The organism is Nocardioides sp. (assembly GCF_964229035.1).
GTDB lineage: Bacteria > Actinomycetota > Actinomycetes > Propionibacteriales > Nocardioidaceae > Nocardioides.
This window is the reverse complement of record NZ_CAXRAZ010000055.1, coordinates 58,652-84,200: the sequence shown is the minus strand read 5'-3', so window position 1 is coordinate 84,200 and position 25,549 is coordinate 58,652. Positions and strand designations below refer to the sequence as shown.

At 72.6% G+C, this 25,549-nt stretch carries 24 protein-coding genes; 11 read left to right on the top strand and 13 right to left on the bottom strand.

Annotation, left to right across the window (positions count from 1 at the left end; all coding sequences use genetic code 11):
- Positions 1-86: 86 nt before the first annotated feature.
- On the bottom strand, positions 87-1,376 hold the full coding sequence (locus ACERUN_RS16975; protein ID WP_370291221.1) for an ROK family protein: 1,290 nt from the start codon (positions 1,374-1,376) through the stop codon (positions 87-89).
- Positions 1,377-1,480: 104 nt separating this feature from the next.
- Between ACERUN_RS16975 and zwf the strand changes: the two genes are divergently transcribed.
- The 5 genes from zwf (at position 1,481) to ACERUN_RS16950 (ending at position 6,299) form a co-directional block, all read left to right on the top strand.
- A complete protein-coding gene (zwf, locus tag ACERUN_RS16970; protein ID WP_370291220.1) occupies positions 1,481-2,992 on the top strand; it encodes a glucose-6-phosphate dehydrogenase in 1,512 nt (503 codons plus the stop codon).
- A 35-nt stretch (positions 2,993-3,027) separates the two neighbouring features.
- Positions 3,028-4,926 (top strand): phosphogluconate dehydratase, encoded by a 1,899-nt coding sequence (gene edd, locus ACERUN_RS16965; RefSeq protein ID WP_370291224.1) that lies wholly within the window; start codon positions 3,028-3,030, stop codon positions 4,924-4,926.
- On the top strand, positions 4,919-5,578 hold the full coding sequence (gene eda, locus ACERUN_RS16960; RefSeq protein WP_370291219.1) for a bifunctional 4-hydroxy-2-oxoglutarate aldolase/2-dehydro-3-deoxy-phosphogluconate aldolase: 660 nt from the start codon (positions 4,919-4,921) through the stop codon (positions 5,576-5,578). The genes edd and eda overlap by 8 nt, the downstream gene beginning before the upstream one ends.
- A gap of 83 nt (positions 5,579-5,661) precedes the next feature.
- Positions 5,662-5,889, top strand: a complete 228-nt coding sequence (locus ACERUN_RS16955; protein ID WP_370291218.1) for a plasmid stabilization protein — start codon at positions 5,662-5,664, stop codon at positions 5,887-5,889.
- Positions 5,886-6,299, top strand: coding sequence for a type II toxin-antitoxin system VapC family toxin (locus tag ACERUN_RS16950; protein WP_370291216.1), 414 nt, complete (start codon positions 5,886-5,888; stop codon positions 6,297-6,299). Before ACERUN_RS16955 ends, ACERUN_RS16950 begins: the two co-directional genes overlap by 4 nt.
- Positions 6,300-6,383: 84 nt before the next feature.
- On the opposite strand, the gene ACERUN_RS16945 is transcribed toward ACERUN_RS16950, so the two are convergent.
- The 7 genes from ACERUN_RS16945 to ACERUN_RS16915 all read right to left on the bottom strand — a co-directional run bounded on the left by ACERUN_RS16945 (position 6,384) and on the right by ACERUN_RS16915 (position 12,156).
- Positions 6,384-7,313 (bottom strand): ABC transporter substrate-binding protein, encoded by a 930-nt coding sequence (locus ACERUN_RS16945; protein WP_370291215.1) that lies wholly within the window; start codon positions 7,311-7,313, stop codon positions 6,384-6,386.
- A gap of 61 nt (positions 7,314-7,374) precedes the next feature.
- Positions 7,375-8,121, bottom strand: a complete 747-nt coding sequence (locus tag ACERUN_RS16940) for an ABC transporter permease (RefSeq protein WP_370291214.1) — start codon at positions 8,119-8,121, stop codon at positions 7,375-7,377.
- Positions 8,118-8,786: an ABC transporter permease gene (locus ACERUN_RS16935; protein ID WP_370291213.1), complete on the bottom strand. Its 669-nt coding sequence runs from the start codon at positions 8,784-8,786 to the stop codon at positions 8,118-8,120. The genes ACERUN_RS16940 and ACERUN_RS16935 overlap by 4 nt, the downstream gene beginning before the upstream one ends.
- Complete coding sequence (locus ACERUN_RS16930; protein WP_370291212.1) at positions 8,783-9,895, bottom strand: ABC transporter ATP-binding protein; 1,113 nt, start codon at positions 9,893-9,895, stop codon at positions 8,783-8,785. The genes ACERUN_RS16935 and ACERUN_RS16930 overlap by 4 nt, the downstream gene beginning before the upstream one ends.
- Positions 9,896-9,995: 100 nt before the next feature.
- Positions 9,996-10,928, bottom strand: coding sequence for an amidohydrolase (locus tag ACERUN_RS16925; protein ID WP_370291211.1), 933 nt, complete (start codon positions 10,926-10,928; stop codon positions 9,996-9,998).
- 253 nt (positions 10,929-11,181) lie between these two features.
- On the bottom strand, positions 11,182-11,613 hold the full coding sequence (tadA, locus tag ACERUN_RS16920; RefSeq protein ID WP_370291210.1) for a tRNA adenosine(34) deaminase TadA: 432 nt from the start codon (positions 11,611-11,613) through the stop codon (positions 11,182-11,184).
- Between the two features lie 45 nt (positions 11,614-11,658).
- Positions 11,659-12,156: a tRNA adenosine deaminase-associated protein gene (locus ACERUN_RS16915; protein WP_370291209.1), complete on the bottom strand. Its 498-nt coding sequence runs from the start codon at positions 12,154-12,156 to the stop codon at positions 11,659-11,661.
- Between the two features lie 104 nt (positions 12,157-12,260).
- Between ACERUN_RS16915 and ACERUN_RS16910 the strand changes: the two genes are divergently transcribed.
- From ACERUN_RS16910 to pntB, 5 genes are all read left to right on the top strand, one after another.
- Positions 12,261-12,812: a hypothetical protein gene (locus ACERUN_RS16910; RefSeq protein WP_370291208.1), complete on the top strand. Its 552-nt coding sequence runs from the start codon at positions 12,261-12,263 to the stop codon at positions 12,810-12,812.
- 33 nt (positions 12,813-12,845) lie between these two features.
- Positions 12,846-13,490, top strand: coding sequence for a uracil phosphoribosyltransferase (upp, locus tag ACERUN_RS16905; protein WP_370291207.1), 645 nt, complete (start codon positions 12,846-12,848; stop codon positions 13,488-13,490).
- A 140-nt stretch (positions 13,491-13,630) separates the two neighbouring features.
- Positions 13,631-14,770 (top strand): hypothetical protein, encoded by a 1,140-nt coding sequence (locus ACERUN_RS16900; protein ID WP_370291206.1) that lies wholly within the window; start codon positions 13,631-13,633, stop codon positions 14,768-14,770.
- Between the two features lie 139 nt (positions 14,771-14,909).
- Positions 14,910-16,445, top strand: a complete 1,536-nt coding sequence (locus ACERUN_RS16895) for a Re/Si-specific NAD(P)(+) transhydrogenase subunit alpha (protein WP_370291205.1) — start codon at positions 14,910-14,912, stop codon at positions 16,443-16,445.
- Entirely contained in the window at positions 16,442-17,872 is a 1,431-nt protein-coding gene (gene pntB, locus ACERUN_RS16890; protein WP_370291223.1) for a Re/Si-specific NAD(P)(+) transhydrogenase subunit beta, read from the top strand. The genes ACERUN_RS16895 and pntB overlap by 4 nt, the downstream gene beginning before the upstream one ends.
- 70 nt (positions 17,873-17,942) lie before the next feature.
- Here pntB and thpR read toward each other — a convergent pair whose 3' ends face one another.
- From thpR to ACERUN_RS16870, 4 genes are all read right to left on the bottom strand, one after another.
- Positions 17,943-18,494: an RNA 2',3'-cyclic phosphodiesterase gene (gene thpR / locus ACERUN_RS16885; protein ID WP_370291204.1), complete on the bottom strand. Its 552-nt coding sequence runs from the start codon at positions 18,492-18,494 to the stop codon at positions 17,943-17,945.
- 5 nt (positions 18,495-18,499) lie between these two features.
- Positions 18,500-19,282, bottom strand: coding sequence for a VIT family protein (locus tag ACERUN_RS16880; protein ID WP_370291203.1), 783 nt, complete (start codon positions 19,280-19,282; stop codon positions 18,500-18,502).
- 435 nt (positions 19,283-19,717) lie between these two features.
- The gene (locus ACERUN_RS16875; protein ID WP_370291202.1) at positions 19,718-20,863 is read right to left on the bottom strand and encodes an acyl-CoA dehydrogenase family protein; all 1,146 of its coding nucleotides are present in this window, start codon (positions 20,861-20,863) and stop codon (positions 19,718-19,720) included.
- A gap of 10 nt (positions 20,864-20,873) precedes the next feature.
- On the bottom strand, positions 20,874-22,409 hold the full coding sequence (locus tag ACERUN_RS16870; RefSeq protein ID WP_370291201.1) for an MDR family MFS transporter: 1,536 nt from the start codon (positions 22,407-22,409) through the stop codon (positions 20,874-20,876).
- Between the two features lie 147 nt (positions 22,410-22,556).
- Between ACERUN_RS16870 and ACERUN_RS16865 the strand changes: the two genes are divergently transcribed.
- Positions 22,557-24,803, top strand: a complete 2,247-nt coding sequence (locus tag ACERUN_RS16865; protein WP_370291200.1) for a sensor histidine kinase — start codon at positions 22,557-22,559, stop codon at positions 24,801-24,803.
- A 6-nt stretch (positions 24,804-24,809) separates the two neighbouring features.
- On the opposite strand, the gene ACERUN_RS16860 is transcribed toward ACERUN_RS16865, so the two are convergent.
- On the bottom strand, positions 24,810-25,445 hold the full coding sequence (locus tag ACERUN_RS16860) for a response regulator (protein WP_370291199.1): 636 nt from the start codon (positions 25,443-25,445) through the stop codon (positions 24,810-24,812).
- Positions 25,446-25,549: the final 104 nt, after the last annotated feature.

Below are 25,549 nucleotides of genomic sequence, written 5' to 3'. Positions count from 1 at the left end.
CCCCCCCCCCCCAACCCCCCGACCCAGGAGCCCGGCGTGGACGCCGGCGCGGCGAGAGAGGGAGAGAGCGGGAGGGGCGCCCGCGCCTACCGCGCGGACGACGCGAGGCGGGCGTCGACGGCGGCGGGACTGAGGACGGCGTCGAGGGCCAGCGCCGCGCAGCCGACGAGGCCGGCGCGGTCGCCGAAGGTGGAGGGCAGGAAGCTGAGCTCGCGGGTGGCGAGGGCCGAGGCGCGGGAGTAGACGGCTTCGCGCACGCCGGCGGCGAAAACGTCGTAGGCGCCGGCCATGTCGCCCCCGAGGACGACGGCCGCCGGGTTGAGCAGGTTGATGGCCACGGCGAGCAGCTCGCCGACCTGCCGCCCGCTCTCGCGCAGCAGTTGCTTGGCCTCCGCGTCGCCACCGAGCGCGAGGGCGACGAGGTCGCGGATGTGGCCGACGTCGCGGCCCTGCTCGCGCAGCCGCGCCACGAGCGACCAGCCGGCGGCGATGGTCTCCAGGCAGCCGACGTCGCCGCAGCGGCAGGGGCGACCGGCGGCCTCGGGCACCTTGGTGTGGCCGAGATCGCCGGCGCCACCGCGGGCGCCGGTGACGATGCGGCCGTCGGCGAGCAGGCCGAGTCCGATGCCGGTGGAGGCCTTGAGCACGATGAGGTCGGGGATCTCGCGGGCGTGGCCGAGGTACTCCGAGCGGGCGAGGGTGTCGGCGTCGTTGGCGACGAACAGGGGCGCCGCGGTGACCTCGGCGAGGTAGGGGGCGAGGAGCACGCCGTCCCAGCCGGCCATGACGGGGGTGTCGACGCTGACGCCCCGCTCGTCGTCCACGACGCCCGGAAGGGAGAGCCCGACGCCGAGTACCGGCGGGGGCACGGCGCCGAGGGGAGCGTCGTCCCCCGTGAGGTCGGCGAGCAGCCGAGCGAGCTGGCGCGCGACGATCGGCATCACCTCGTCGGGGCCGGCGCCGACCTCGTGGTCGAGGGCCGAGGAGGCGAGCTCGTCGCCGGCGAGGTCGAAGACCGCCACCTGCGAGCGCGAGCGGCCGACCGCGGCGGCGAGGACGATGCCCGCCCGGGTGTTGAACACCAGGCTCCCCGGCGGCCGACCGCCGGTGGAGGCCAGCTCGATGCCGGGGCGCAGCAGGCCCGCATCGACCAACACGTTGACGCGGCTGACCACCGCGGTGCGCGAGAGTCCGGTAAGCACCCGCAGGTCGGAGCGCGTCGCAGCGTGGCCACTGCGGATGAGGGCCAGCAGGTCGCCGGGAGTGGTCGACTCGCGCGGTCGATCACTCACCCGTTCGCCGGCCCGCTCGCCGGCCCGTGACCCGCCCGAGGCCGGCCCCTCGAGTCCCGGAATCTCCGCCACCGTCTCCGCCATGCGCCGATGGTAGGCCATCCGCCAGGCCTATCCGTCCCTACTTCGATCCGAAAAAGTCATAAGTAGGGCTTCTGTCAGACACTCTTCGGCATTACGGTGGACCTGTGACCGTCACCACCGAGAACGTTCCGACCTCGCTCAGCGTCGAGCCGACCGCCGATCTCGCACTCCCCGCCTGCGACTTCACCGTCTTCGGCGCCACCGGCGACCTCGCGCTCCGCAAGCTGCTGCCCGGCCTCTACCAGCGCGAGCGCGACCGCAACCTGCACCCCGACACGCGCATCATCGGCGTCTCCCGCTCTCCCCTGGACGACGAGGGCTACCGCGAGCTGGTCAGCCACGCGCTCTTCGAGCACGTCGCTCCCGACCACCTCGAGGCGGGCGCCGTCCACCGCCTGGTGAGCCGCCTGCACCACCTCGAGCTCGACGCCACCACCGGCGAGGGCTGGCACCGCCTGCACCACCTCATCAAGGAGGGCGCCGACGGTCGCGAGGAGCCGCGCACGACCGTGTTCTACCTCGCGGTGCACTCCGACCTGTTCGGCCCGATCTGCGACCGCCTCGAGGACCTCGGCGTCGTCTCCGAGCGCAGCCGCGTGGTGCTGGAGAAGCCGATCGGGTCCGACCTCGCCTCCTCGCGCGTCGTCAACGACGCGGTCGGTCGGGTGTTCGCGGAGAGCCAGATCTTCCGCATCGACCACTACCTCGGCAAGGAGAGCGTGCAGAACCTGCTGGTCACGCGGTTCGCCAACACCTTCCTCGAGCCGATCTGGAACTCCCGCTGGGTCGACCACGTGCAGATCACGGTGGCCGAGACCCTCGGCGTCGAGAAGCGCGGCGACTACTACGACCGCTCCGGCGCCCTGCGCGACATGGTGCAGAACCACCTGCTGCAGATGCTGTGCCTCGTGGCGATGGAGCCGCCCACCTACGTCGGCGGCGACGCCCACGACTCGGTGCGCGACGAGAAGCTCAAGGTGCTGCGCGCCCTGCGCCCGCTGAAGGGCGTGGACGTCGACCGCGACACCGTGCGCGGACAGTACGTGTCGTACGGCACCGAGCTCGGTCACCCCAGCACCACCGAGACCTACGTGGCGCTGCGCGCCGAGGTGCAGAACTGGCGCTGGGCCGGCGTGCCGTTCTACCTGCGCACGGGCAAGCGGATGGCCGCGCAGACCTCGACGATCGAGGTGGTGTTCAAGGAGCCGCCGCACGGCATGTTCCCCGCCGCGCACGGCACCAGCACGCCCAACCGCCTCACGCTGCGCATGCAGCCCGACGAGGGCATGCAGCTGCACCTCACGACCAAGCACCCCGGGCCGGGCGGCATCCGGCTGCACCCCGCCTCGCTCGACCTCAGCTACGCCACCGCCTTCGACGAGCGCTGCCCCGACGCCTACGAGCGCCTGCTGCTCGACGTCATGCGCGGCATCCCGACGCTGTTCATGCGGCGGGACGAGGTCGAAGCGGCCTGGGGCTGGGTCGAGCCGATCCTGGCCCGGTGGGACGAGGTCGGCATCGAGCCGGTGCGCTACCACCCCGGCACCGACGGCCCGGCGAGCGCGCGCACGCTGCTCGGCCGCGAGGGTCGCTCCTGGATCGAGCCCGGCCGGTGACGTCGTCCGACCGGCCGGGTGAGGACGACGCGGCGCTGCACCCCGTGCTCGCCGAGGTGACCGAGCGGCTGGTGCGCCGCAGCGCGGCCACCCGAGCCGCCTACCTCGAGCGGCTGCGCGCCGCACGGGTGGCCGGCCCGGCGCGCGGTCGCCTGGCGTGCGCGAACCTCGCGCACGGCTTCGCGGCCGCCGAGCCCGAGGAGAAGCCGGAGCTGGCGCGCCAGAGCGTCGGTGCCAAGCCGAACCTCGCGATCGTCACGAGCTACAACGACATGCTCTCGGCCCACCAGCCCTACGGCGAGTACCCGCCGGTGCTCAAGCGGGCGGTCATCCGTGCCGGCGGTCTGGCCCAGGTGGCCGGCGGCGTGCCGGCGATGTGCGACGGCGTCACCCAGGGACGCGACGGCATGGAGCTGAGCCTCTACAGCCGTGACGTGATCGCCATGGCCACCGCGATCGCCCTCTCGCACGACATGTTCGACGGCGCGCTCCTGCTCGGCGTGTGCGACAAGATCGTGCCGGGCCTGCTGATCGGCGCCCTCTCGTTCGGCCACCTGCCGTCGGTGTGGGTGCCGGCCGGGCCGATGCCGTCGGGTCTGCCCAACAAGGAGAAGGCGCGCGTGCGCCAGCTCTTCGCCGAGGGCAAGGTCGGGCGCGAGGAGCTGCTCGCCGCCGAGGCCGCCTCCTACCACTCGCGCGGCACCTGCACCTTCTACGGCACCGCCAACAGCAACCAGCTGCTCATGGAGGTGCTCGGCCTGCACCTGCCGGGCTCGTCCTTCGTCAACCCCGGCACCGAGCTGCGCGAGGCCCTCACCCGCGAGGCGGCGGCCACCGCCACCCGGCGCGCTCGCGAGGGCGCGCCTGGCGTGGGCGAGATCGTCGACGAGCGCGCGGTGCTCAACGCCTGCGTGGCGCTGCTGGCCAGCGGCGGCTCGACCAACCACACGCTGCACCTGGTGGCGATCGCCCGCGCGGCCGGCGTCCTGCTCACCTGGGACGACCTCGCCGACCTCTCGGCCGTGGTGCCGCTGCTGGCGCGGATCTACCCCAACGGCGCGGCCGACGTGAACCACTTCCACGCCGCCGGCGGCATCGGCTTCCTCGTGCGCACCCTGCTCGACGCCGGTCTGCTGCACGACGACGTCGAGACGATCGCGGGCCACGGCCTGCGCCGCTACACCGAGGAGCCCGTGCTGCTCGACGGCCCCGACGGCCCGCTCACCTGGCGCCCGGGCACCGCCACCACCCTGGACGAGGAGGTGCTGCGCCCCGCCGACGATCCCTTCACCGCCGACGGCGGGCTCAAGGTCGTGCGCGGCCCGCTGGGCACCGGGGTGGTCAAGACCTCCGCCGTGGCACCCGAGCACCGCGTCGTCCGGGCGCCGGCGCGGGTCTTCGACGACCAGGCCGACTTCCTCGACGCCTTCGCCGCCGGCGAGCTCGACGGCATCGACGTGGTGGCGGTGATCCGCTACCAGGGCCCGGCCGCCAACGGCATGCCCGAGCTGCACAAGCTCACCCCCGCCCTCGGCGTGCTGCAGGACCGCGGCCAGCGGGTCGCGATCGTCACCGACGGACGGATGTCGGGGGCCTCGGGCAAGGTGCCCGCCGCCATCCACGTCACCCCCGAGGCCGCCCACGGCGGTCCGCTCGGCAAGGTGCGCGACGGCGACGTCATCACCGTGGACGCCGACCGCGGACTGCTGCTGATCGACGACGCCCTCGACCCCGAGACGCCCGTCGACCTCGCCGCGCGTGCGGCCACCGGCGGCGCCGCCGCACCGGGCACGTGGGCCGGCACCGGCCGCGAGCTGTTCGAGGTGTTCCGCCGCAGCGTCGGCCCCGCCGACGAGGGGGCGTCGGTGTTCGGCGTCCCCGCCCCTGAGCAGGCCGCCGCGGCCGCGACGCCCGAGGAGGCCGTCCTTGTCTGAGACCACCACCGCTCCTGCCGCCGGCTCGCGCGCCGTCGCCGGCTCCGTGCTCGACCTCGTGCCGGTGATGCCGGTCGTGGTCATCGAGGACGCCGCCACCGCCGTGCCGCTCGCCCGCGCACTCGTCGAGGGCGGACTGCCGGCGATCGAGCTGACGCTGCGCACCCCCGCCGCGCTCGAGGCCCTGCGTCTCATCGCCGCGGAGGTGCCCGAGATCGCGCTGGGAGCAGGCACCGTGACCACCCCGGCGCAGGCCGAGGCGGCCGTCGCCGCCGGCGCCGGTTTCCTCGTCTCCCCGGGCCTCACGCCCGACCTGCTCGCCGCCCTGCTCGCCACCGGCGTGCCGTTCCTGCCGGGCACGGCGACGGTGTCGGAGGTGATGGCGGTGCTTGAGGCCGGCCTGAGCGAGATGAAGTTCGTCCCGGCCGAGGCCGCCGGCGGCGCGCCGTACCTGAGGTCGGTGGCCGGTCCGCTGCCGCAGGCGCGCTTCTGCCCCACCGGCGGCATCACACCCGCCACCGCGCCGAGCTACCTGGCGCTGCCCAACGTCGGCTGTGTCGGAGGCAGCTGGCTCACTCCCGCCGACGTCGTCGCCGCGGGCGACTGGGGCCGCATCCGCGACCTCGCGGCGGAGGCTGCCGCCCTGCGCTGATCGCTCGCCCACACCGCAGCACTCCGCTTCGTCCCCAGCGGCATCACGACAGTGATATCGTTGTGATGATATCGGAGGTGCTCGTGGAACAGATCCTCATCCGCAACCTGCCGCCCGGCACCAAGGCGGCATTGCGCGCCCGCGCTGAACAGCACCGTCGGTCAGCGGAGGCGGAGGCGAGGGACCTCCTCACCGCCGCCCTGCAGCAGCGACCGCCCACCCTGGTCGACCTGCTCGCCGCCGACGACGGCGATGAGATCGACTTCGAGCCCGGACGGCTCGGTCTCACCGCACGCTCCGAAGAGCTGTGACCTACCTGCTCGACACGAATGTCGTCTCGGCGCTGCGGCTACCCCATCGCCATCCACCCGTCGCGGCGTGGGCGGCATCGGTACCGCTCCACGAACAGCACATCTGCGCACTGACGGTCGCCGAGATCGAGCGGGGCGTCGTGGCGAAGGAACGCAACGACAGCAGTCAAGGGTTGATCCTGCGCCGATGGTTCGAGGAGAGGGTGCTGCCCGCCTTCGCAGGTCGAGTCCTTCCGTTCGACCTCGACGCCGCTCGGGTGGTGGCCGGTTACCGGGTCCCTGAGCACGCACCGTACGACGATGCGCTGATCGCCGCAGTGGCAGACGCGCGGGACCTGATCGTGGTGACGAGGAATGTACGGCACTTCGAGCCCTTGGGCGTCGCCCTGCTCGATCCGTGGGGGCAATGACGCCCAGGGATCGAGCAGAACGACGAGGCCCCCGTCGCACCCGAGAGGACCGGAGCGACGGGGGCCTCGCTGGACCGAGGGACCTCAGTCGAGGTCGTTGTCGGCCAGGAACTTTTCGGCGACCGTCTTCGGGTCGGCCTTCTCGAGCACGATGGAGGCCATCATCTCGGTGAGGTTCTCGGTGGTCAGCGCGTCCGAGACACCGTCCAGGGCCTTGGTGACCTCGTCGGTGACGAGGTCGGACTTGATGAGCGGCACGACGTTCTGGGCGGTGAAGAGGTTCTTCGGGTCCGCGAGGCTGATCCAGCCCTTCTCCGCGATGTTGGGGTCGGTGGAGAAGACGTTGCCGACGTCGATCGAGCCATCGCCGAGGGCGGCGATGGTGAGCGGGCCGCCGGCGTCCAGCGGCTTGAACTGCTTGAACTCGATGCCGTAGACCGACTTGAGGCCGACGAGGCCCTGGGTGCGCTCCTTGAACTCGGGGCCGCCGCCGGCGACGAGCTGGCCGGCCACGGCCTTGAGGTCCTCGATCGAGGCGAGGTTGAACTTCTCGGCCGTCTCCTTGGTGACGGTGAGGGTGTCCTTGTCCTCGGCCGTCGACTGCTTCAGCACCTCGGAGCCCTCCGGCAGCACCTTGGTGAGGGCCTCAGCGACCTGCTCGGGCGAGCTGACGCCCTCGGGGATGCCGGCCTCACCCGAGAGGTAGGCGAGCAGCGCGCCGTTGTACTCGGGCAGCAGGCCGATGTCGCCGTCCTCGAAGGCCTTGAGGTAGATCTCGCGAGCGCCGATGTTCGGCTTCGTCTCGACCTTGACGCCCTCGGCCTCGAGCGCGCCGGCGTAGATGTTCATGAGCAGCTCGTTCTCGGGGAAGTTCGCCGAGCCGACGACGATGGTGTCGCCCGTGTCGCCGCCGGAGCTGAAGGGGGTGGACTCCTCGTCGGAGCCGCAGGCGCTCAGGCTCAGCGCGGCGGCGGTGGCGAGCCCGATGAGGGCGGTGGTGGTGCGTCGGGACATGAGGGTGACCTCTCGGTTGGTGAGTACTGCAGGGGAGCGGGAACGGGATCGGAGGGACGGCTCAGGCGGCGGTCTCGGCCGGAGCAGGGTCGGTGCCGGCTGCGGGCACGGTGGCGGGATCGGTGGCCGCGACGGCGCCTCGACCGCGGGCTCGGGCGGCGCGCCCGTCGACACCGGGCGAGACGGTGAGGCGCTGCACGAGCGCGAGCAGCAGGTCGACGATGACGGCGAGGACGGCGAGCACCACGGCCCCCGCGACGATGCGGGGGTAGTCGCGCAGCGCGAGGCCGTCGAAGAGGTAGCGACCGAGCCCGCCCTGGCCGACGTAGGCGGCGAGGGTGGCGGTGGACACGACCTGCAGCACGGCGGACCGCACGCCGCCGAGGATCACCGGCAGCGCGATCGGCACCTCGACGCGCGCCACGATCTGGCTCTCGCGCAGGCCGATGCCGCGCGCGGCGTCGACCACGGCCGGGTCGACCGCCCGCAGGCCCGCGTAGGTGGCGGTGAGCAGCGGCGGCACGGCGAGGACGACGAGCGCCGCGATCACCGGCCCGAGTCCGACGCTCGAGACCGCGATCGCGAGGATCACCACGCCTAGCGACGGCAGCGCGCGCCCGGCGTTGCCGAGGCTGATCGCCAGCAGCGCGCCGCGCCCGGTGTGGCCGATCAGCAGGCCGATCGGGATGGCGATGATCATGGCGATGACCACCGAGACGGCCGAGTAGCCGAGGTGCTCGAGGATGCGCTGCGGGAAGCCGTCGGGACCCGACCAGTTGGCGCCGTCGAGGAGGAAGTCGAGGTTCATCGCGAGGCTCCCGCCCGCGTCCACGGGGTGAGCCGGCGCTGGGCGACGACGATGGCGAGGTCGAACACGAACGCCACGACCACGCTGAGCACGAGGCCGATCACGATCGGGGCGGCGTAGAAGTTGAGCTGGAAGCCGCGCGTGAACAGCTGCCCGAGGCTGTCGATGCCGATCAGCGCCGCCACGCTCACCATGCTCACGTTGGCCACCGTGGCCACCCGCAGGCCGGCGAGCACCACCGGCAGCGCGAGCGGCAGCTCGACGGCGAACCAGCGCCGCAGCGGGCGGTAGCCCATGGCGGTGGCCGAGGCCACCACCGCGGGATCGATGGAGGCCAGGCCGTCGGCGGTGGAGCGCACCAGCAGCGACAGGCTGTAGACGGTGAGGGCGACCACCACGTTGAGGGGGTCGAGGATCGAGGTGCCGAGCAGGCCCGGCAGGAGCAGGAACAGCGCGAGCGACGGGATCGTGTAGACGACACTGCTCACCGCGAGGATCGGCAGGCGGACCCAGCCGAAGCGCACCACCGCCCAGCCGAGCGGCAGCGAGAGCACGAAGGCGATCACCACCGGCACGAGCGCGAGCCACAGATGCTGGATCAGGGAGTCGCGCACGGCCTCCCCGTTGACGGAGAGGTAGTCGGCGATGTCGCCCGGCAGACTCATGCCCCGCTCACCCGCTCGCCCAGCTCGCTCGAGCCCTCGACGTCGGACCGGTCGTCGGCACCCGCACCCTCCACGGCGATGCGCTCCACCTGGCGGCGCCGGATCACCTCGGCGATCGCGGCGTGCCGCACGATGCCGTCGACCCGGCCGTCGGCGCCGACGCGCACGGCCGCGCCCGCAGGCGAGAGGAGCGCGAGGTCGGCGGCGGCACGCAGCGTGTCGGCGGCGGTGAACGCCCCGGCCGAGGCCAGGACGCGGCCGGTGCCGTCGCGCCAGCCGACCGGGCGGCCGTCGTCCACGACGAGGGTGAGGCCGGCGACCTCGGTGCCGGCGGGCTCGACGGAGAGCTCCGCGGCGGTGGCGAAGGAGAGGCCGCGGTAGCCGCGGTCGCGCCCGACGAAGCCCGCCACGAAGTCGTCGGCGGGCGCGGCGAGCAGCTGCTCAGGGGTGGCGACCTGGGCGAGGCGGCCGCCCTCGGCGAAGACGGCGACGTGGTCGCCGAGCTTGATCGCCTCGTCGATGTCGTGGGTGACCATGACGATGGTCTTGCCGAGCTCGCCCTGCAGCCGCAGGAACTCGGCCTGGAGGCTCTCGCGCACCACGGGGTCGACGGCTGAGAAGGGCTCGTCCATCAGCATCACCGGCGGGTCGGCGGCCAGTGCCCGGGCCACGCCCACCCGCTGCTGCTGACCGCCCGAGAGCTGCGCGGGGTAGCGCTCGGCGAGGGCCGCGGACAGGCCGACCCGCTCGAGCAGCTCGTAGGCGCGCTTGCGGGCCTCCGCACGCGAGACCCCCTCGAGCACCGGCACCGTGGCGACGTTGTCGACGACCGTGCGGTGCGGGAAGAGCCCAGCGTGCTGGATGACGTAGCCGATGCGGCGGCGCAGCTGTGCGGCCGGCTGGGCGGTGACGTCGACACCGTCGATGCGGATCGCCCCGGACGTGGGGTCGACCATGCGGTTGATCATGCGCAGCGACGTGGTCTTACCGCAGCCGGAGGGGCCGACGAACACCGTGATCGCGCCGCTGGGCGCGGTGAGCGTGAGGTCGTCGACGGCCAGGGTGCCGTCGGGATAGCGCTTGGACACCTGGTCGAACTCGATCGCCATCGGGCCTCACTCGTTGCTCGTCGTCTCCGCCGCAGCGGCGAACATCGCGCCATCATGGCAGGTGCCACCGACCGACGGTGACCGAATGACTATCGGAACACTAGAGAATCGCGGGCGCGCCGACCACCTGCGCCAGCGCCGCAGGACCGAGGAATCGCCTCGCGTTGTGCGTGCGCACCGCTGCCTCCGGTGCGGTGGCGCCGAGGTCGAGCGGCGCGGCGTAGGGCCGGTCGGTGCCGTGCACGATCGCCCCGACGCCGACGGCGTTCAGCAGCGCACCGACCCCGACCGCCCCGAAGGACGACGTCTCGTAGAACACGCCCTCGTCGTCCACCGGCGCCGGGCCGCCCCGCTGCACCGACCGCTCGTGCAGCAGCGGCGCCAGGCCAGCGAGCGCCACGAACCCGACCCGGAGCCGGGGCAGCAGGGCACGCCCCGCCACCCGCCAGGCGAACCACGCCGCCTGCTGCTGGGCGACGTAGTCGGTGAGCGCCGGCCACCAGCCCGGCAGCGCGGCGAGGTCGGCGGCGGGCGACGGCCGCGCGGGGCCGGGGTGCACGAGGAGCGGGCGGTCGTCGTCCTCGAGGACGGCGAGCAGGGGCGCGAGGCGCTCGAGTGCCTGCGGCGTGGCGAGCGCCGTGGCCGGCACCTGGAGGCCGACCACGCCGGGCCGGCGGAGGTCCTCGGCCAGCTGCGCGGGGTCGGGCTCGATCAGGCCCGCCGCGGCCCACAGGCCCGTGCCCGGCGGAAGGTCGCTCGCGTCGGCGTGCCACGCGGTGAGGACGTCGCGGGCTCGCCGCGGCTCGAGGGTCTCGAGGCCGAGCGGGCTGGAGAGGGAGTAGAGGACGACATCGATGCCGTCGGCGCCGTCCTGGGCACGGCGGGCGGCGAGGTCGTGGTCGGCGAGGTCGAGCGGGTAGGGCGGCTCGCCGTCGAGGTGCAGCACGCCGTCGTGGAGGAGCCCGATCTCGCCGAGGACCTCGCGCAGCCGCGGCGACCACCAGTGCTGGTGCAGGTCGATCGCGCCGCTCATGGCGCCGACACTACGGCCGCTCGTCCGCGCGGCGCGGTGCGGGCCGGCGCCACTACTCGGCTGAAACTCGTGCTTGTCGGCTGAAACTTCGGTCGACAAGCACGAGATTCACCGGCCAACCGGCGAATCTCAGCTGGTCGGTCAGCCAGACCCGGCTACTCGGCTGAAACTCGTGCCTGTCGGCTGAAACTTCGGTCGACAAGCACGAGATTCACCGGCCAACCGGTGAATCCCGACCGCCGACTCCCCCGAATCAGCGGCGCTGGGCGAAGAAGGCGTCGAGGAGGGCGGCGCAGTCGTCGGCGAGGACGCCGCCCACCACCTCGGGGCGGTGGTTGAGGCGACGGTCGCGGACGACGTCCCACAGCGACCCGACCGCGCCCGCCCGCTCGTCGAAGGCGCCGAACACGACGCGGTCCACGCGCGCGAGCACGCTGGCGCCGGCACACATCGTGCACGGCTCGAGGGTGACGACGAGGGTGCAGCCGGCCAGGCGCCACTCCCCCAGTGCGGCGGCGGCAGCGCGCAGCGCCACCACCTCGGCGTGGCCGGCGGGGTCGGCGTCGCGCTCGCGGATGTTGTGGCCGACACCGAGCACCGCGCCGGCGTCGTCCACCACGACGGCGCCGATGGGCACGTCGCCGGACGCCGGGGCCAGGCGCGCCTGGTCGAGAGCCGCGCGCATGGCGGGCTCCCATGGAACGGGGGTCACGCGGGGTTCACGCCGAGATCACGCGGAGGTGAGGCCCACGACGTCGTCGAAGATCTCGCCGAAGCCGAGGGCGCGGGCCACCTCGGAGAGCATCTCGTCGGGGTAGAGCTCGTCGTCGTCGAGGATCTCGGCGATGTCGACGGCACCGACCCCGAGGTCGCGCAGCAGCTCGAGGTCGCCGCCGGGCTCGGCGTCGTCGTCGTCCTCGACCGGGCCGAGGCCGAGGTGCTCGACGACGTCGGCGGCGATCTCCCACTCGGTGGCCGCGGTGATGTCGGAGATCATCACGCGGGTCTGGTGGCCGGCGACGCGCACCAGCACGAAGAAGTCCTCCTCGACGGCCACCATGCCGAGCGTGCCGCCCTCGCCGGGGAAGCGGCGCAGCGCCGCGGCGAGGGTCTCGACGTCGGTGGCGCGGTCGGGGGTGAGCTCAGCGACCTGCCACCGGCCGTCCTCGCGGTAGGCGGCGAGAGCGAAGTCGACCGACTCGGAGGCCGTGCTCGAGGTGGCGGGCATGGCACCAGCGTGACATGCGTCCCCGCACGGGGGCTAGGGCGTAACGGCGCCGGCTCGGGCGCGCTGACACGTGGCGGTGCCGCGGGCCTTGGCACACTGGCCCCGTGCTGCCCCAGATCCTCGGCGTCTCCACCTCCCAGCTCGTGCTGTGGGTGCTGCTCGGCGCCGTCGTCCTGTCGGTTGTGGCGGCACTGCTCACGCGGGTGCTGGTGCAGCGCGGCCTGCGGACGCCGTGGGTCATCCGCCTGGTCAACCGGGCCCGCGACCGGGCGATCTCGCTGGTCAAGCGGCCGATCACCATCGCCGTCCTCGACGAGGTCGCGGACGTCATCCAGACCGGCCACTACACGAAGAACATCTCCGACGCGATCCTCGAGAACCGCCTCGAGCTCAAGGCGCTCGTGGCCGAGAAGGTGCGCGAGGACCGGTCCACGCGCATCGTCAACAAGATCCCCGGTTTCGACACGATCGTGGACGAGGTCAGCGACACCACCCTGCGCGTGCTGGTCGAGATGCTGGGCGACCCTCGCATGGACGAGCTGATCTCCGACCTGCTGCGCAACAACATCGAGCAGATCAAGCTCGCGGTCCGCGCCCGCCAGCACGAGACGATCGGACCGCCGAAGCCGGCCGACCCGATCCCGCCGCCGCGCTGAGGCCGAAGGCTCGGACGCCGATAGGCTCGCCCCATGCGCACGCACGTCGTCGATCACCCGCTCGTGGCCCACAAGCTCACCGTGCTGCGTGATCGGCGCACCGACTCGCCGACCTTCCGCTCGCTCACCGACGAGCTCGTGACGCTGCTGGCCTACGAGGCCACGCGCGACGTCCGCGTCGCGACCACCACGATCCACACGCCGGTGGCCGAGACCACCGGGGTGCGCCTGGCCACGCCGCGCCCGCTCGTCGTCCCGATCCTGCGCGCCGGACTCGGGATGCTCGACGGCATGATGCGCCTGCTGCCCACCGCCGAGGTCGGCTTCCTCGGCATGGTGCGCAACGAGGAGACCCTCGAGGCCACCACGTACGCCGAGCGCCTGCCCGACGACCTGTCGGGCCGCCAGTGCTACGTGCTCGACCCGATGCTCGCCACCGGCGGCACGCTCGCGGCCGCCATCCGCTTCCTCGTCGACCGCGGTGCCGACCACATCACCGCGGTCTGCCTGCTCACCGCACCCGAGGGCTGCGATCGCCTCGAGCAGGCGCTCGCCGACCTCGACGTGCCCGTCACGGTCGTCACCGCCGCCATGGACGAGCGGCTCAACGAGAAGGGCTACATCGTGCCTGGTCTCGGCGACGCCGGCGACCGGCTCTACGGCATCGCGGGCGCCTGACCCCCCTTCTCTCCCCGGGGACCCCGACCCGAATTCGGGGCTCCACCTCAGGACGCCGCAGCGGGCGCCGAACGCGAGGGGGACGACGCGCCGTCGTCCCCCTGATCGGGCGGGGTCCGCACTGCACGGAGGTCCCGCCCATGTCCGCTGCCCGTCCTCGCCCCACCGGCCACGCGGCCCGCGCGCGCCGCGCACTCGCCGTCCTCGCCGGGGCGTCGCTCGCGCTGAGCATCGCCGCCACCTCCCCCGCCGACGCCGCCCGCCCGCGCGACCGTGACCGCGACGGCATGCCCGACCGCTGGGAGCAGGCCAACGGCCTGAACCCGCGGGTCAAGGACGCCAAGCTCGACAAGGACACCGACGGCCTCACCAACCTGCAGGAGTACCGCCTGCGCACGATCCCCGGCGACGAGGACACCGACAACGACGGCATGGACGACGGCGACGAGGTCCGCGACGGCTCCCGCGCCACCCAGCCCCGCACGGCCGACACCGACCGCGACCGCGTCCTGGACGGCGACGAGGACACCGACCGCGACGGGGTCGCCAACGAGGACGAGGACGACGCCCTCGAGCCGTGCGTCGCCGACGACGACGACCGCGACAGCGACGACGTGGCCGACGAGGACGAGAACGACCTCGGCACCTCGGCCGCCCGGGCCGACACCGACCGCGACGGCGTGAGCGACGGCAGCGAGGACTCCGACGGCGACGGACGCGACAACGAGGACGAGGACGAGGAGTTCTGGGACGCCTGGTGGGACGGCTGGTGGGAGGAGAACCCCGACGCCGAGGAGCCTGATGCCACCGACGAGGGCTTCGAGGACGGTGTCGAGGACGTCTGCGTCGTCGACACCGACGGCGACGGCATCCCCGACGAGGACGAGGACGACCTCGTCGGCACCATCGCCTCCTTCGACGAGGCCACCGGCGCGCTCGTGCTCGACACCTCGGCGGGCGAGGAGAACTACCTCGTCACCGATGAGACCGACATCGAGGTCGAGGGCGCCCACCGCCGCGGTCGCGACCGCGAGGACGGCGACGCCGCCGACCTCACTCCCGGCCGCGAGGTGCTCGACCTGAGCGTCGAGGACGTGCTGGACGACGGCACGGTGGTGCTCGACGAGCTCAGCCTCGCGCCCGTCGAGGGCGACGGCACCCCGACCGACGGGGACGACGAGCCGGGGGCCGAGGACGGCGACGACGACTGCCCCGAGCACGAGGACCCGCCGGTCGACGGCGCGGGCCCCGGACTCCCCGGGGAGCACCCGCGGCACTGAGACCCCACATGGACGCCGGGCCGATCGTCGTCCACCCCTCGGGCGGGGCGTAGACACACGTCACATAAGACGCCCCGCCAACGGGGGTCGCCGCTGTGTAGGTTGACCGGGCTGTGTCCACCCTACGCCTGGAGGCCCCGTGCTGATCGGCATCCCCCGCGAGTCCAAAGCGGGCGAGACCCTGGTTGCGGCGACTGCCAAGACCGTCGCCCAACTGACCAACCTCGGCTACGACGTCGTCGTCGAGTCCGGAGCCGGTGCCGCCTCCGACCAGCCGGACGAGGCGTTCACCGCGGCTGGTGTGCGCGTCGGCAGCTCCGAGGAGGTGTGGGCCGCCGACGTCGTCGTCAAGGTCAACGCCCCCACGGACGACGAGATCGCCCGTCTGCGCCGCGGCGCCACGATCATCTCGATCATGGCTCCGGCCCGCTCCCCCGAGCTGGTCGAGAAGCTCCAGGCCCAGGGCGTCACCGCGCTCGCCATGGACGCCGTACCGCGCATCTCGCGCGCGCAGTCGATGGACGTGCTCTCCTCGATGGCCAACGTCGCGGGCTACCGCGCGGTGGTCGAGGCCGCCCACGAGTTCGGTCGCATGTTCACCGGCCAGGTCACCGCCGCCGGCAAGATCCCGCCCGCGCGGGTCTTCGTGGTGGGCGCCGGCGTGGCCGGCCTCGCCGCCATCGGCGCGGCCTCGTCGATGGGCGCCGTCGTGCGCGCCTTCGACGTGCGCCCCGAGGTGGCCGAGCAGGTCGAGTCGATGGGCGCGCAGTTCGTGCACGTCGAGATGGAGCAGGAGGTCTCCTCCGACGGCTACGCCAAGGAGATGACCGAGGCCCAGGTGGCGGCCACGGCCGCGATGTACGACGCCGAGGCCCGCGAGGCCGACATCGTCATCACCACCGCGCTGATCCCCGGCCGCCCGGCCCCCTCGCTGCTCACCGCCGAGACCGTGGCCGCCATGCGCGGCGGCTCGGTGATCGTCGACATGGCCGCGGCCAACGGCGGCAACGCCGCGGGCACCGTCGCCGACCAGAAGGTCGTGACCGACAACGGCGTCACGATCCTCGGCTACACCGACCTGCCGGGCCGACTGCCCGCGCAGACCTCGCAGCTCTACGGCACCAACATCGTCAACCTGCTCAACCTGCTCACGCCCGAGAAGGACGGCGTCCTCACGCTCAACTTCGACGACGTCGTGCAGCGTGGCATCACCGTGGTGCGCGAGGGCGAGTCGACCTGGCCCCCGCCGCCGGTGCAGGTGTCGGCCGCTCCGAGCGCCGCTCCCGCCGCTGCCGCCCCGGCGAAGGTGGAGAAGGCTCCGCTCTCAGCCGGCGCCAAGGTCGGCCTGGTGCTGGGTGCGATCGCGCTCTTCGGCCTGATCAACGCCCTCGCCCCCACCGAGGAGCTGCGCCGGCACTTCACCGTGCTGATGCTCTCGGTGGTGATCGGCTACTACGTGATCGGCAAGGTGGCGCATGCGCTGCACACGCCGCTGATGTCGGTCACCAACGCCATCTCCGGCGTCGTCGTGGTGGGCGCGCTGCTGCAGATCTCCAGCGAGGACAAGCTCATCGTGGGCCTGTCGACCGTCGCGATCCTGCTGGCCTCCATCAACATCTTCGGCGGCTTCGCGGTGACGCGCCGCATGCTCGCCATGTTCAGCAAGGGGGCCTGAGCGCCGTGGACATCACTTCCGTGAGCAATGCGGCGTACATCGTCGCCGCGCTGCTGTTCATCCTCAGCCTCGCCGGCCTGTCGAAGCACGAGACCGCCAAGAGCGGCCTCACCTACGGCATCGTCGGCATGGCGCTGGCGCTCGTCGCCACGATCGCCAAGACGGTCGACACCAGCGACGGCCTCGACGACCGCGGACTGGTCATCGCCCTGCTCGTCGGAGCGGTCGTCGTCGGTGGCGCCATCGGCATCTGGCGCGCCCGCATCGTCGAGATGACCGGCATGCCCGAGCTGATCGCCCTGCTGCACTCCTTCGTGGGCCTCGCGGCCGTGGCCATCGGCATCAACGGCCACATCGAGGGCAGCCACGACTCACTGGCCAGCCTGCGCAACATCCACGAGGCCGAGGTCTCGATCGGCATCTTCATCGGTGCCGTCACCTTCACCGGCTCGATCGTGGCCAACCTCAAGCTCTCGGCCAAGATCAAGTCCGCGCCGCTGATGCTGCCCGGCAAGAACATCATCAACCTCGGCTCGCTCGTGGTCTTCGCCGTGCTGACGGTGGTCTACATCGCGGTCGAGGAGGGCTCGACGACCCAGGACGTCGTCCTCGCGGTGCTGACGGTGCTGGCGCTGTTCCTCGGCTGGCACCTCGTGGCCTCGATCGGCGGCGGCGACATGCCCGTCGTGGTGTCGATGCTCAACAGCTACTCAGGCTGGGCCGCGGCCGCCTCGGGCTTCCTGCTCGGCAACGACCTGCTCATCGTCACCGGCGCCCTCGTGGGCTCCTCGGGTGCCTACCTGAGCTACATCATGTGCAAGGCGATGAACCGCTCGTTCATCTCCGTGATCGCCGGCGGCTTCGGCGTCGAAGCGCCCGCGAGCGCGGACGTCGACTACGGCGAGCACCGCGAGATCAACGCGGAGGCCACTGCCGAGCTGCTCGCCAACGCCTCCTCGGTGATCATCACGCCGGGCTACGGCATGGCCGTGGCGCAGGCGCAGTACCCGGTGGCCGACTTGACCGCCAAGCTGCGCGCCAAGGGCGTCGACGTGCGCTTCGGCATCCACCCGGTCGCCGGCCGCCTGCCCGGCCATATGAACGTGCTCCTGGCCGAGGCGAAGGTGCCCTACGACGTCGTCCTCGAGATGGATGAGATCAACGACGACTTCCCCTCGACCGACGTCGTGCTCGTCATCGGCGCCAACGACACCGTCAACCCGGCGGCATCCGAGGACCCCACCTCCCCCATCGCCGGCATGCCGGTGCTGGAGGTGTGGAACGCCAAGGACGTCATCGTGTTCAAGCGGTCGATGGCCGTGGGCTACGCCGGTGTGCAGAACCCGCTGTTCTTCCGCGAGAACAGCCAGATGCTCTTCGGCGACGCCAAGGACCGCGTCGAGGACATCGTCCGAGCACTGGGCTGATCCCCGCCCTGCAACCAGCAGAGAGGCCGGCACCCGCGAGGGGGCCGGCCTCTCGGCGTTCTCCGGCGCCTCAGAGCTCGATGCGGGCGAGCGTCTCGTAGCGCGGCGTGCGCCGTGGCCCCTCGCAGAGGTGCGAGGCGACGACCTCCACGCCGTCGGCCGACCACGCCGGCCCGCGATAGGTCTCGAACAGGCGCACCCAGCTGGTGAGCTCGACCGCGCGACCACCCGTGCGCGCCACCGTGAGGTGCGGCCGGAACCGGGCGCCGTCCACCTCGATGCCGCTGGCGACGGCGGTGTTGCGGGTGCGGGTGGCCAGCCGCTCGAGCGGCACCTCGCCCTCCACGTCGGTGGCGAGGATGCGGCCCTCGGCGGCGTTCGGGAAGACCACGGCGCCGGCGAGGACGGCGTCCGCGGGCGCGATGTCGTCGAGCGACTCGGCCAGCCGGTCGACGAGGTCGTCGACGCGCGCCGGGGCTGCATCGGCCATGAAGGCGAGCGTGATGTGGAAGTGCTCGGGTCGGGTCCAGCGGAACTCGGCCGCGCTGCGGCGCGGCTCGAGGAAGGCGTCGAGGTGCTCGACGGCGTCCTCGGAGGGGATCAGTGCGACGAAGAGGCGCATCCCGCTCAGAGGGCGACACCGCCGACGAGCTGACCCACGCCGTAGGTGACGGCCATGGCGAGCAGACCACCGAGCACGTTGCGGATCACGGCGTTCTTGGCCGGGCCGTAGCCGAAGCGGGCGCTGCCCCAGCCCGTGAACGCCAGCGCGAGGACGACGGCCACCACCGTCACCGGCACGCGCAGGTCGGCGACCATCAGCACGATCGTGAGCAGCGGCAGCAGGGCACCGATGGTGAAGGAGATCATCGAGGTGAACGCCGCACCCCAGGCGCTGGTGAGGTCCTCGGGGTCGATGCCGAGCTCGACCTCGGCGTGAGCCGCCAGGGCGTCCTTCGCGGTGAGCTGCTTGGCCACCTCCAGTGCGAGCCCGGGCTCCAGGCCCTTGTCGACGTAGAGGCTCGCGAGCTCGGCCAGCTCCTCCTCGGGCTCCTCGACGAGCTCGCGCCGCTCCTTGTCGAGCAGCGCCTCCTCGGAGTCGCGCTGGGTGCTGACCGACACGTACTCGCCGGCCGCCATGCTCATCGCGCCAGCCACCAGACCGGCGACGCCCGCGATGGCGATCGCGCTGGTGTTGGTGGGGTCGGCGCCCGCGACACCCATCACGATGCCGGCGGTGGAGATGATGCCGTCGTTGGCGCCGAGCACGCCGGCGCGCAGGAAGTTGAGGCGGTTGTTGAAGCTGTCGTCGTGGGGCTCGTGCACGTGGGAGGCGATCTCGACGCCGTCGACCACGGGGTTCACGGCCGGGCTCTCGACCGCCGGGTTCTCAGCCGCGTCAGTGCTCATGGGTTCCATCCTCCCAAAGCGGCGGGCTGCTCGAAAGCGAGGCAAGGCTGCCCGCACCCGGGCAGGCGTCGTCCACGATCGGCGAGCGTCGTCCGCGGGCGGGCGGGCAGGTGGGCCCGGGCGGGCGTCGTCCACGGGCGGGCGGGCGCGCGTCGTCCACGATCGGGCGGGCCCGGGCAGCCGCGCGGCATGTAACACGTCGTCCACCCGACTACCTGTCGGTTGTCAGTCCGAAATCGAGCCGATCGACCCCTCAAGCGACTGAACCGCGACAGGTAGAGCGGTGGACGGCGTGTTACAACCCGCGGTCCAGCCGCCAGCCGACCGGCCCCCGCGCGGACGACGACCGCCCGCCCGCCACGCACAGACGCGACAGGGCCGCTCCCCGGAACGGATATCCGGGAGCGGCCCTGTGCGACGCCGGTGTCGCTGGGCTCAGAGGCCGAGCTCGCGACCGATGAGCTCCTTCATGATCTCGTTGGAGCCGGCCCAGATCTTCGTGACGCGGGCGTCGCGCCAGGCGCGGGCCACGCGGTACTCGTTCATGAAGCCGTAGCCACCGTGGATCTGCACGCAGTGGTCGAGCACCTCGCTCTGCACCTGGCTGCTCCACCACTTGGCCTTGGCGGCCTCGACGGCGGTGAGGTCCTTGTTCGAGTGCGCGAGCACGCACTTGTCGATGTAGGCCTCGGCGACCTCGATGCGGGTGACGAGGTCGGCGAGCAGGAACTTGTTGTGCTGGAAGGTGCCGATCGGGGCGCCGAAGGCCTGGCGCTCCTTGGCGTACTGGATGGTCTCGAGCAGGATCTGCTTGGCGTGGGCCACGTTGGCCACCGCGCAGCCGAGGCGCTCCTGCGGGAGCATCTGCATCATCTGGATGAAGCCCATGTTGAGCTCGCCGATGATCTCGTCGTCGGTGACGCGGACGTTCTCGAAGAACAGCTCGGCGGTGTCGGACTCCTCCATGCCGACCTTGTCGAGCTTGCGACCGCGCGAGAAGCCGGCCTTGGTGGCCTCGATGCCGAAGAGGGTGATGCCCTTCGGGCCCTTCTCGGGGTCGGTGCGCACAGCCGTGACGACCATGTCGCAGGAGTAGCCGTTGGTGATGAAGGTCTTGGAGCCGTTGATGACCCACTCGTCGCCGTCGCGCACCGCGGTGGTCTTCAGGGCGGCGAGGTCGGAGCCACCGGAGGGCTCGGTCATGCCGATGGCCAGCAGGATCTCGCCGGAGGCGACGCCCGGGAGCCAGCGCTGCTTCTGCTCCTCGGTGCCGTACTCGACGATGTAGGGCGCCGTGATGTCGGCGTGGATGCCGTGGCAGGTGGGGTAGGCGGCGCCGGCCTTGGCCAGCTCCTCCTGCAGGATGGCGTTGAAGCGGAAGTCGCCCGCCTCCGCACCGCCGTACTGCTCGGGCACCTCGAGGCCGAGCAGGCCCTGCTTGCCGGCGTCGAGCCAGAACTCGCGGGGCAGCGCCTTGGCGGCGATGTGCTCCTCGCTGTGCGGCAGGATCGAGCGGTCGACGAACTCCTTCACCGACGCGCGGAAGGCCTCGTGGTCCTCGTCGTAGATCTCTCGCTTCATGGGCCTGAGTCTACTCGCCGGTAGGTACGGCGTCTCTCCCTCCCGAGGGTGAAGCGCCGGCCGGCTGCGCGTCGTCCTCGCGCAGGCGCTCGGTGAGGCGACCCGACGGCATGACGAGCCCCGAGACGAGCAGGGCGACCGCGGTGATGGCCACCGCCACGAACACCGCGTGCACGGCCGGCTCGAGGACGCCGACCGGCAGGGCGTCGAGGTCGACGCTGCCCGCCTGCTCGCGACCGAGGCGGGTCGCGACGACGGCGTTGGCGACGGCACCGAAGATGGCGACCCCCACGGCGCTGCCGACCGAGCGGGCGAAGACGTTGGTGCCGGTGGCGACGCCGCGGTGCTGCCACGTGACCACCGACTGGGCGGCCACGATGCCGGGGCTGGCGACGTACCCCAGCCCCAGACCCAGCAGGAAGCAGCCGAGGGCGAGCTGCAGCACCGGGCTCTCGGGGCCGGCCGCGACGAGGATGCCCGTGCCGGCGAGGCCGAGGAGTGCGCCGGCCAGCAGGCACGGGCGGAAACCGACGCGCAGATAGAAGCGCCCAGCGGTGCTGGCGGCGATCGGCCAGCCGATCGCGAGGGCGGCGACGGCCAGACCGGCCGTCACGGCGCCCGCGCCGAGCACCCGCTGGGCGTAGACCGGCACGTAGGAGGTGACGCCGAGCATCGCCATGCCCACGACGAGCGAGCCGAGGGTCGCGGCGTTGAGCACGCGGTCGCGGAAGACCCACAGGGGCAGCACGGGGTCGGGCACACGCCGCTCGACCAGCACGAAGGCCACCAGGAGGACCACCGCGCCGCCCAGGACACCGACGCCGGCCGGGGACCACCAGGCCCACCGCACGCCGCCCTCGAGCAGGCCGAGCAGCAGCAGACCGGCACCACCGGCGAGCAGCGCCGAACCCGCGAGGTCCAGTGGACGACGACCGCCCTCCCGCTCCGTCGGACGCTCCTTGAACGAACGCAGGAGCACGACGGCGGCCACCAGGCCGAGCGGCACGTTGATCCAGAAGATCCAGCGCCAGGAGGCGTGCTCGGCGAACAGGCCGCCGAGCGTGGGGCCGATCACCGCGGCGCTCGCCCACACGCTGGCCACGTAGCCCTGGGCGACCGCCCGCTCCTCCACCGAGTAGAGGTCGCCCATGATCGTCATGGACGCCGGTTGGATGGCGCCGGCGCCCAGGCCCTGCACGGCACGGGCGGCGATCAGGGCCGGCATGCTCCAGGCGAGCCCGCAGAAGACGGAGCCGAGGACGAACAGACCGATGCCGAGCAGCATCAGCGGCTTGCGTCCGACGACGTCGGAGAGCTTGCCGTAGATGGGCGTCGTGACCGCCTGGGCGAGCAGGTAGGCCGAGAAGAGCCACGGGAACTGGGTGAAACCGCCGAGGTCCTCCACGATCGAGGGCACTGCGGTGGCGAGGATCGTGGTGTCGATCGCCACCAGCGCGATGCTCAGCATGACCGAGGCCAGCACCGGGCCCCGCTCGCTCCTCAGACCGACGCTGGCGCGGGTGGGAGCCGAGGTGGTGGAGGTCACGCCTGACGACAACCGGCCCTCCCCCGGCGACATTCCCGAGCCGTCGACGCCCCCACCTGTCCTCACTTCCGATAGGTGGGCCTGCCCGCACCGCTCGATGCACCGATCCCGGCCCCCGCGCCCATCGACCCGGGTTATCGTCCCGGGGTGTTCCAGGTCGGTCCGGGCGATCGGACGTCGTTCGCCGCGTCCATCGAGCGCGGCCTGCAGTACGCGATCGGCGGCGTCATCCTGGCCAAGACGCTGGTGTTCGTGCTGGCGGCCGGCGCGTGGGACGCACCGAGCGACCTGCAGCTGGCAGTGGCGGTGGTGATCGTCGTCCTCGTGGCGGTGGCGGGGGCTCGCTGTCTGGTCGGACGAGCGGGTCGGCTCGACGTCACGCTGTGCTCGGTCGCGATGGTGCTGGCCTTCCTGCTGCCTGACGCGTCGACGGCGGAGGCGGGGGCGGCGGAGTCGCCGATCATCCACCTGGCCGAACCGCTCCTCCTCAGCGTGGTCGTGGGTGGGCGCGCCTTCTTCTCCCTCACCGTGCTCACGGTCAACCTGACCTACATCGGGCTGCGCGCCCTCGGCGGCACCGACGGCGCCCTGGCCGGGCTGCAGGAGACGTCCTTCCTCACCGGGGTCGCGGTGGCCGTCTTCGTGCTGGTCACCGGCCTGCGGGCGGCCTCCGAGCGCGCCGAGGCGACGCTGCAGAGCCAGCGCTCCACGGTCTCCGACCGACGCCGGCGCACCGACCTCGAGGCGGTCGCGTTCATCCACGACGAACTGGTGCCGACCCTGCTGGCCGGCTCGATGGCACCCGAGCGTGCCGAGACCCGCCGAGCGGCCGAGCGGGCCCTGCGGCGACTGGTGCGACCGCGGACGTCGGTGCCGGTGGCCCGCTTGGAGGTGGCGCTTCCCGAGCTCGCGGCCCGCGCGGGCATCACCGTCACGGTGCACGTGGTGGGTGCCTCGGGTCCGCTCGTCCTGCCCGACCCGGTGCGGGCGGCCCTCGAGGGAGCGGTGGGCGAGGCCCTGCGCAACGTGGCCCGTCACAGCGGCCAGGACGCCGCCCACGTCCAGGTCGTCCAGGGCCCCTGGTCGGTGGAGGTCGTCGTCCGCGACGACGGGCGGGGCTTCGATCCGGGCGTCGAGGGAGTCGGTCTGCGCACGTCGATCATCGAGCGGATGACCGCCGTCGGCGGCACCGCGCTGGTGCTGAGTCGCCCCGGCTCCGGCACCGAGGTGCGCCTGGGGTGGACGGCGACCGGTCTGGCGCGCCGCCGGAGCCTGGTGGAGGAGAACGACCTGCTGCTCCGCACGGCCGTCGGCAGCCCCGCCCGCGCGGTGTCGACGGTGTGCGGCTGGCTGGCGGCGGGCTACCTGGTCTCGGCCCTCCTGCTGCTCGTCGACGGCCGCAGTCCGGCGGGATCCATGGCGGTCGCCGGCCCGATCCTGCTGCTGACGGGCGCCCTGTGCTGGGCCCAGCGTCGCGGTCCACTGGGGCAGCGCTGGCTGACCGCCGCCGCCGTCGGGCCGGCGCTGGCGTTGGCGATCGCCCTTCCCGCCTACCGACCGAGCGATCTCGGCACACTCCACACGTGGATCATCGAGCTGTCGTCGCTGCCCATCGTGGCCACCGCGTGGACGAGCACCGCGCGGCGGCTCGCACTGGCACTCCTGCCGTCGTCGCTGGTGCTGGTCGCAGTGGCCCTGCTCGCCGGCATCGCGGGCGCCGAGGTGCCTCATCTGCTGCTCATCCAACCGCTCAACGTCGTCTTCGTCGCACTGATCGCCTCGATGCTGCGCCGAGCGGGTCGAGCGATCCTCGACGCCCGCGACGACGACTCGGCCGTCACCGACCTGCCCCTGCGACTGCGGACGCTCCTGGGCGGCGAGTACGGCGCGATCTCCGCAGCCCTCGGCGACCAGGTGGCCGGACGCCTCGATGCGCCGCGCGCCGCCCGGTTGGCACAGGCCGCTCGCGACTGCCTCTACCTCCGCGGCGAGGACCACGCGGCCCTGCGCCACGAGCTCGGGGCGCTGCGCGCCGACGGCGTCGTCGTCCGGGCCACCAACCGCGAAGCGCCCGGGCCGAGCCGACGCCTGGCCGAGCTCTTGGCGCAGGTGCGGGCCGGAGCGCCTCGCGAGGTCACCCTCACGACCTTCGCCGACCGGGTCAGCGTCGTCGTGATCCCCGCACCCCCCGTCGAGCGGGTGGCCGCCCTCACCCCCCTCCTGGACGACGGGTGGTCGCTCGAGGCGCTCGACGACGCCGTCGTGCTCGGGTGGAGCGCCCCCGAGACCGAGACCGAGACCGAGACCGGGACCGGGCCCGGGCCCGAGGGCACGCCGGCGCCCGTCGTCCTCGCGGACCGCCCCACCCGGACCGACGAGGACGCCCGGCGCTGAGCAGGCTCAGGCGGTGAGGTGACCGTCCGCCCGCGCGCGGCTGAGCAGGCCGTGCACGTTGCCCGTCTCGACACCGCGGTCGCGATAGGCCTGGGCGGCGCGGTTGAGGTGCTCGCGCACGGTCACCTCCGCGACGCCGAGACGCTTGGCGACGAGCCGGTAGGGAAGGCCCTCCGACACGGCGGTGAGGATCTCGATCTGACGCGGGGAGAGCCGGGCGTCGAGGGAGGCGTCGGTGAGCAGCATGGCCGCGAGCGGGCCGGAGCAGGCGAGCTCGCCGTTGACGACGTCGCGCACGGCCTGCGCGATGGTCTCGATCGGGTCGACCTTGAGCAGCAGGCCGCTCGCGCCGGCCTCGATCGCCCGGCGCACCGGCACCGGTCGCTCCTCGGAGGTGAAGACGAGCACCTTGGTGCCGCGCTCCACCAGCCGTCGCACGGACACCTCGGCCGGATGCTGACCGGGCATCGACAGGTCGAGCAGCACGACCTTGGCCCCGGCGCCCGGGCCCGCCAGCAGGTCGTCGACCGAGCCTGCGATCGCAACCAGCTCGACGTCGGGCGCCGTGCGCGCGAGCGCGGCACCGACCCCCTCGAGCACGATCGGATGATTGTCGACCGCCGCCACCGTGATCGTGGTCATCGTGAACCCCCATGTTCCACCCGGTGGTCACCCGACGACCGACCGACTGCAGCAGCACCGTAGGGCCGTCGGCGAGTCGGGCACAGGGGAACAGCCGAAATTCA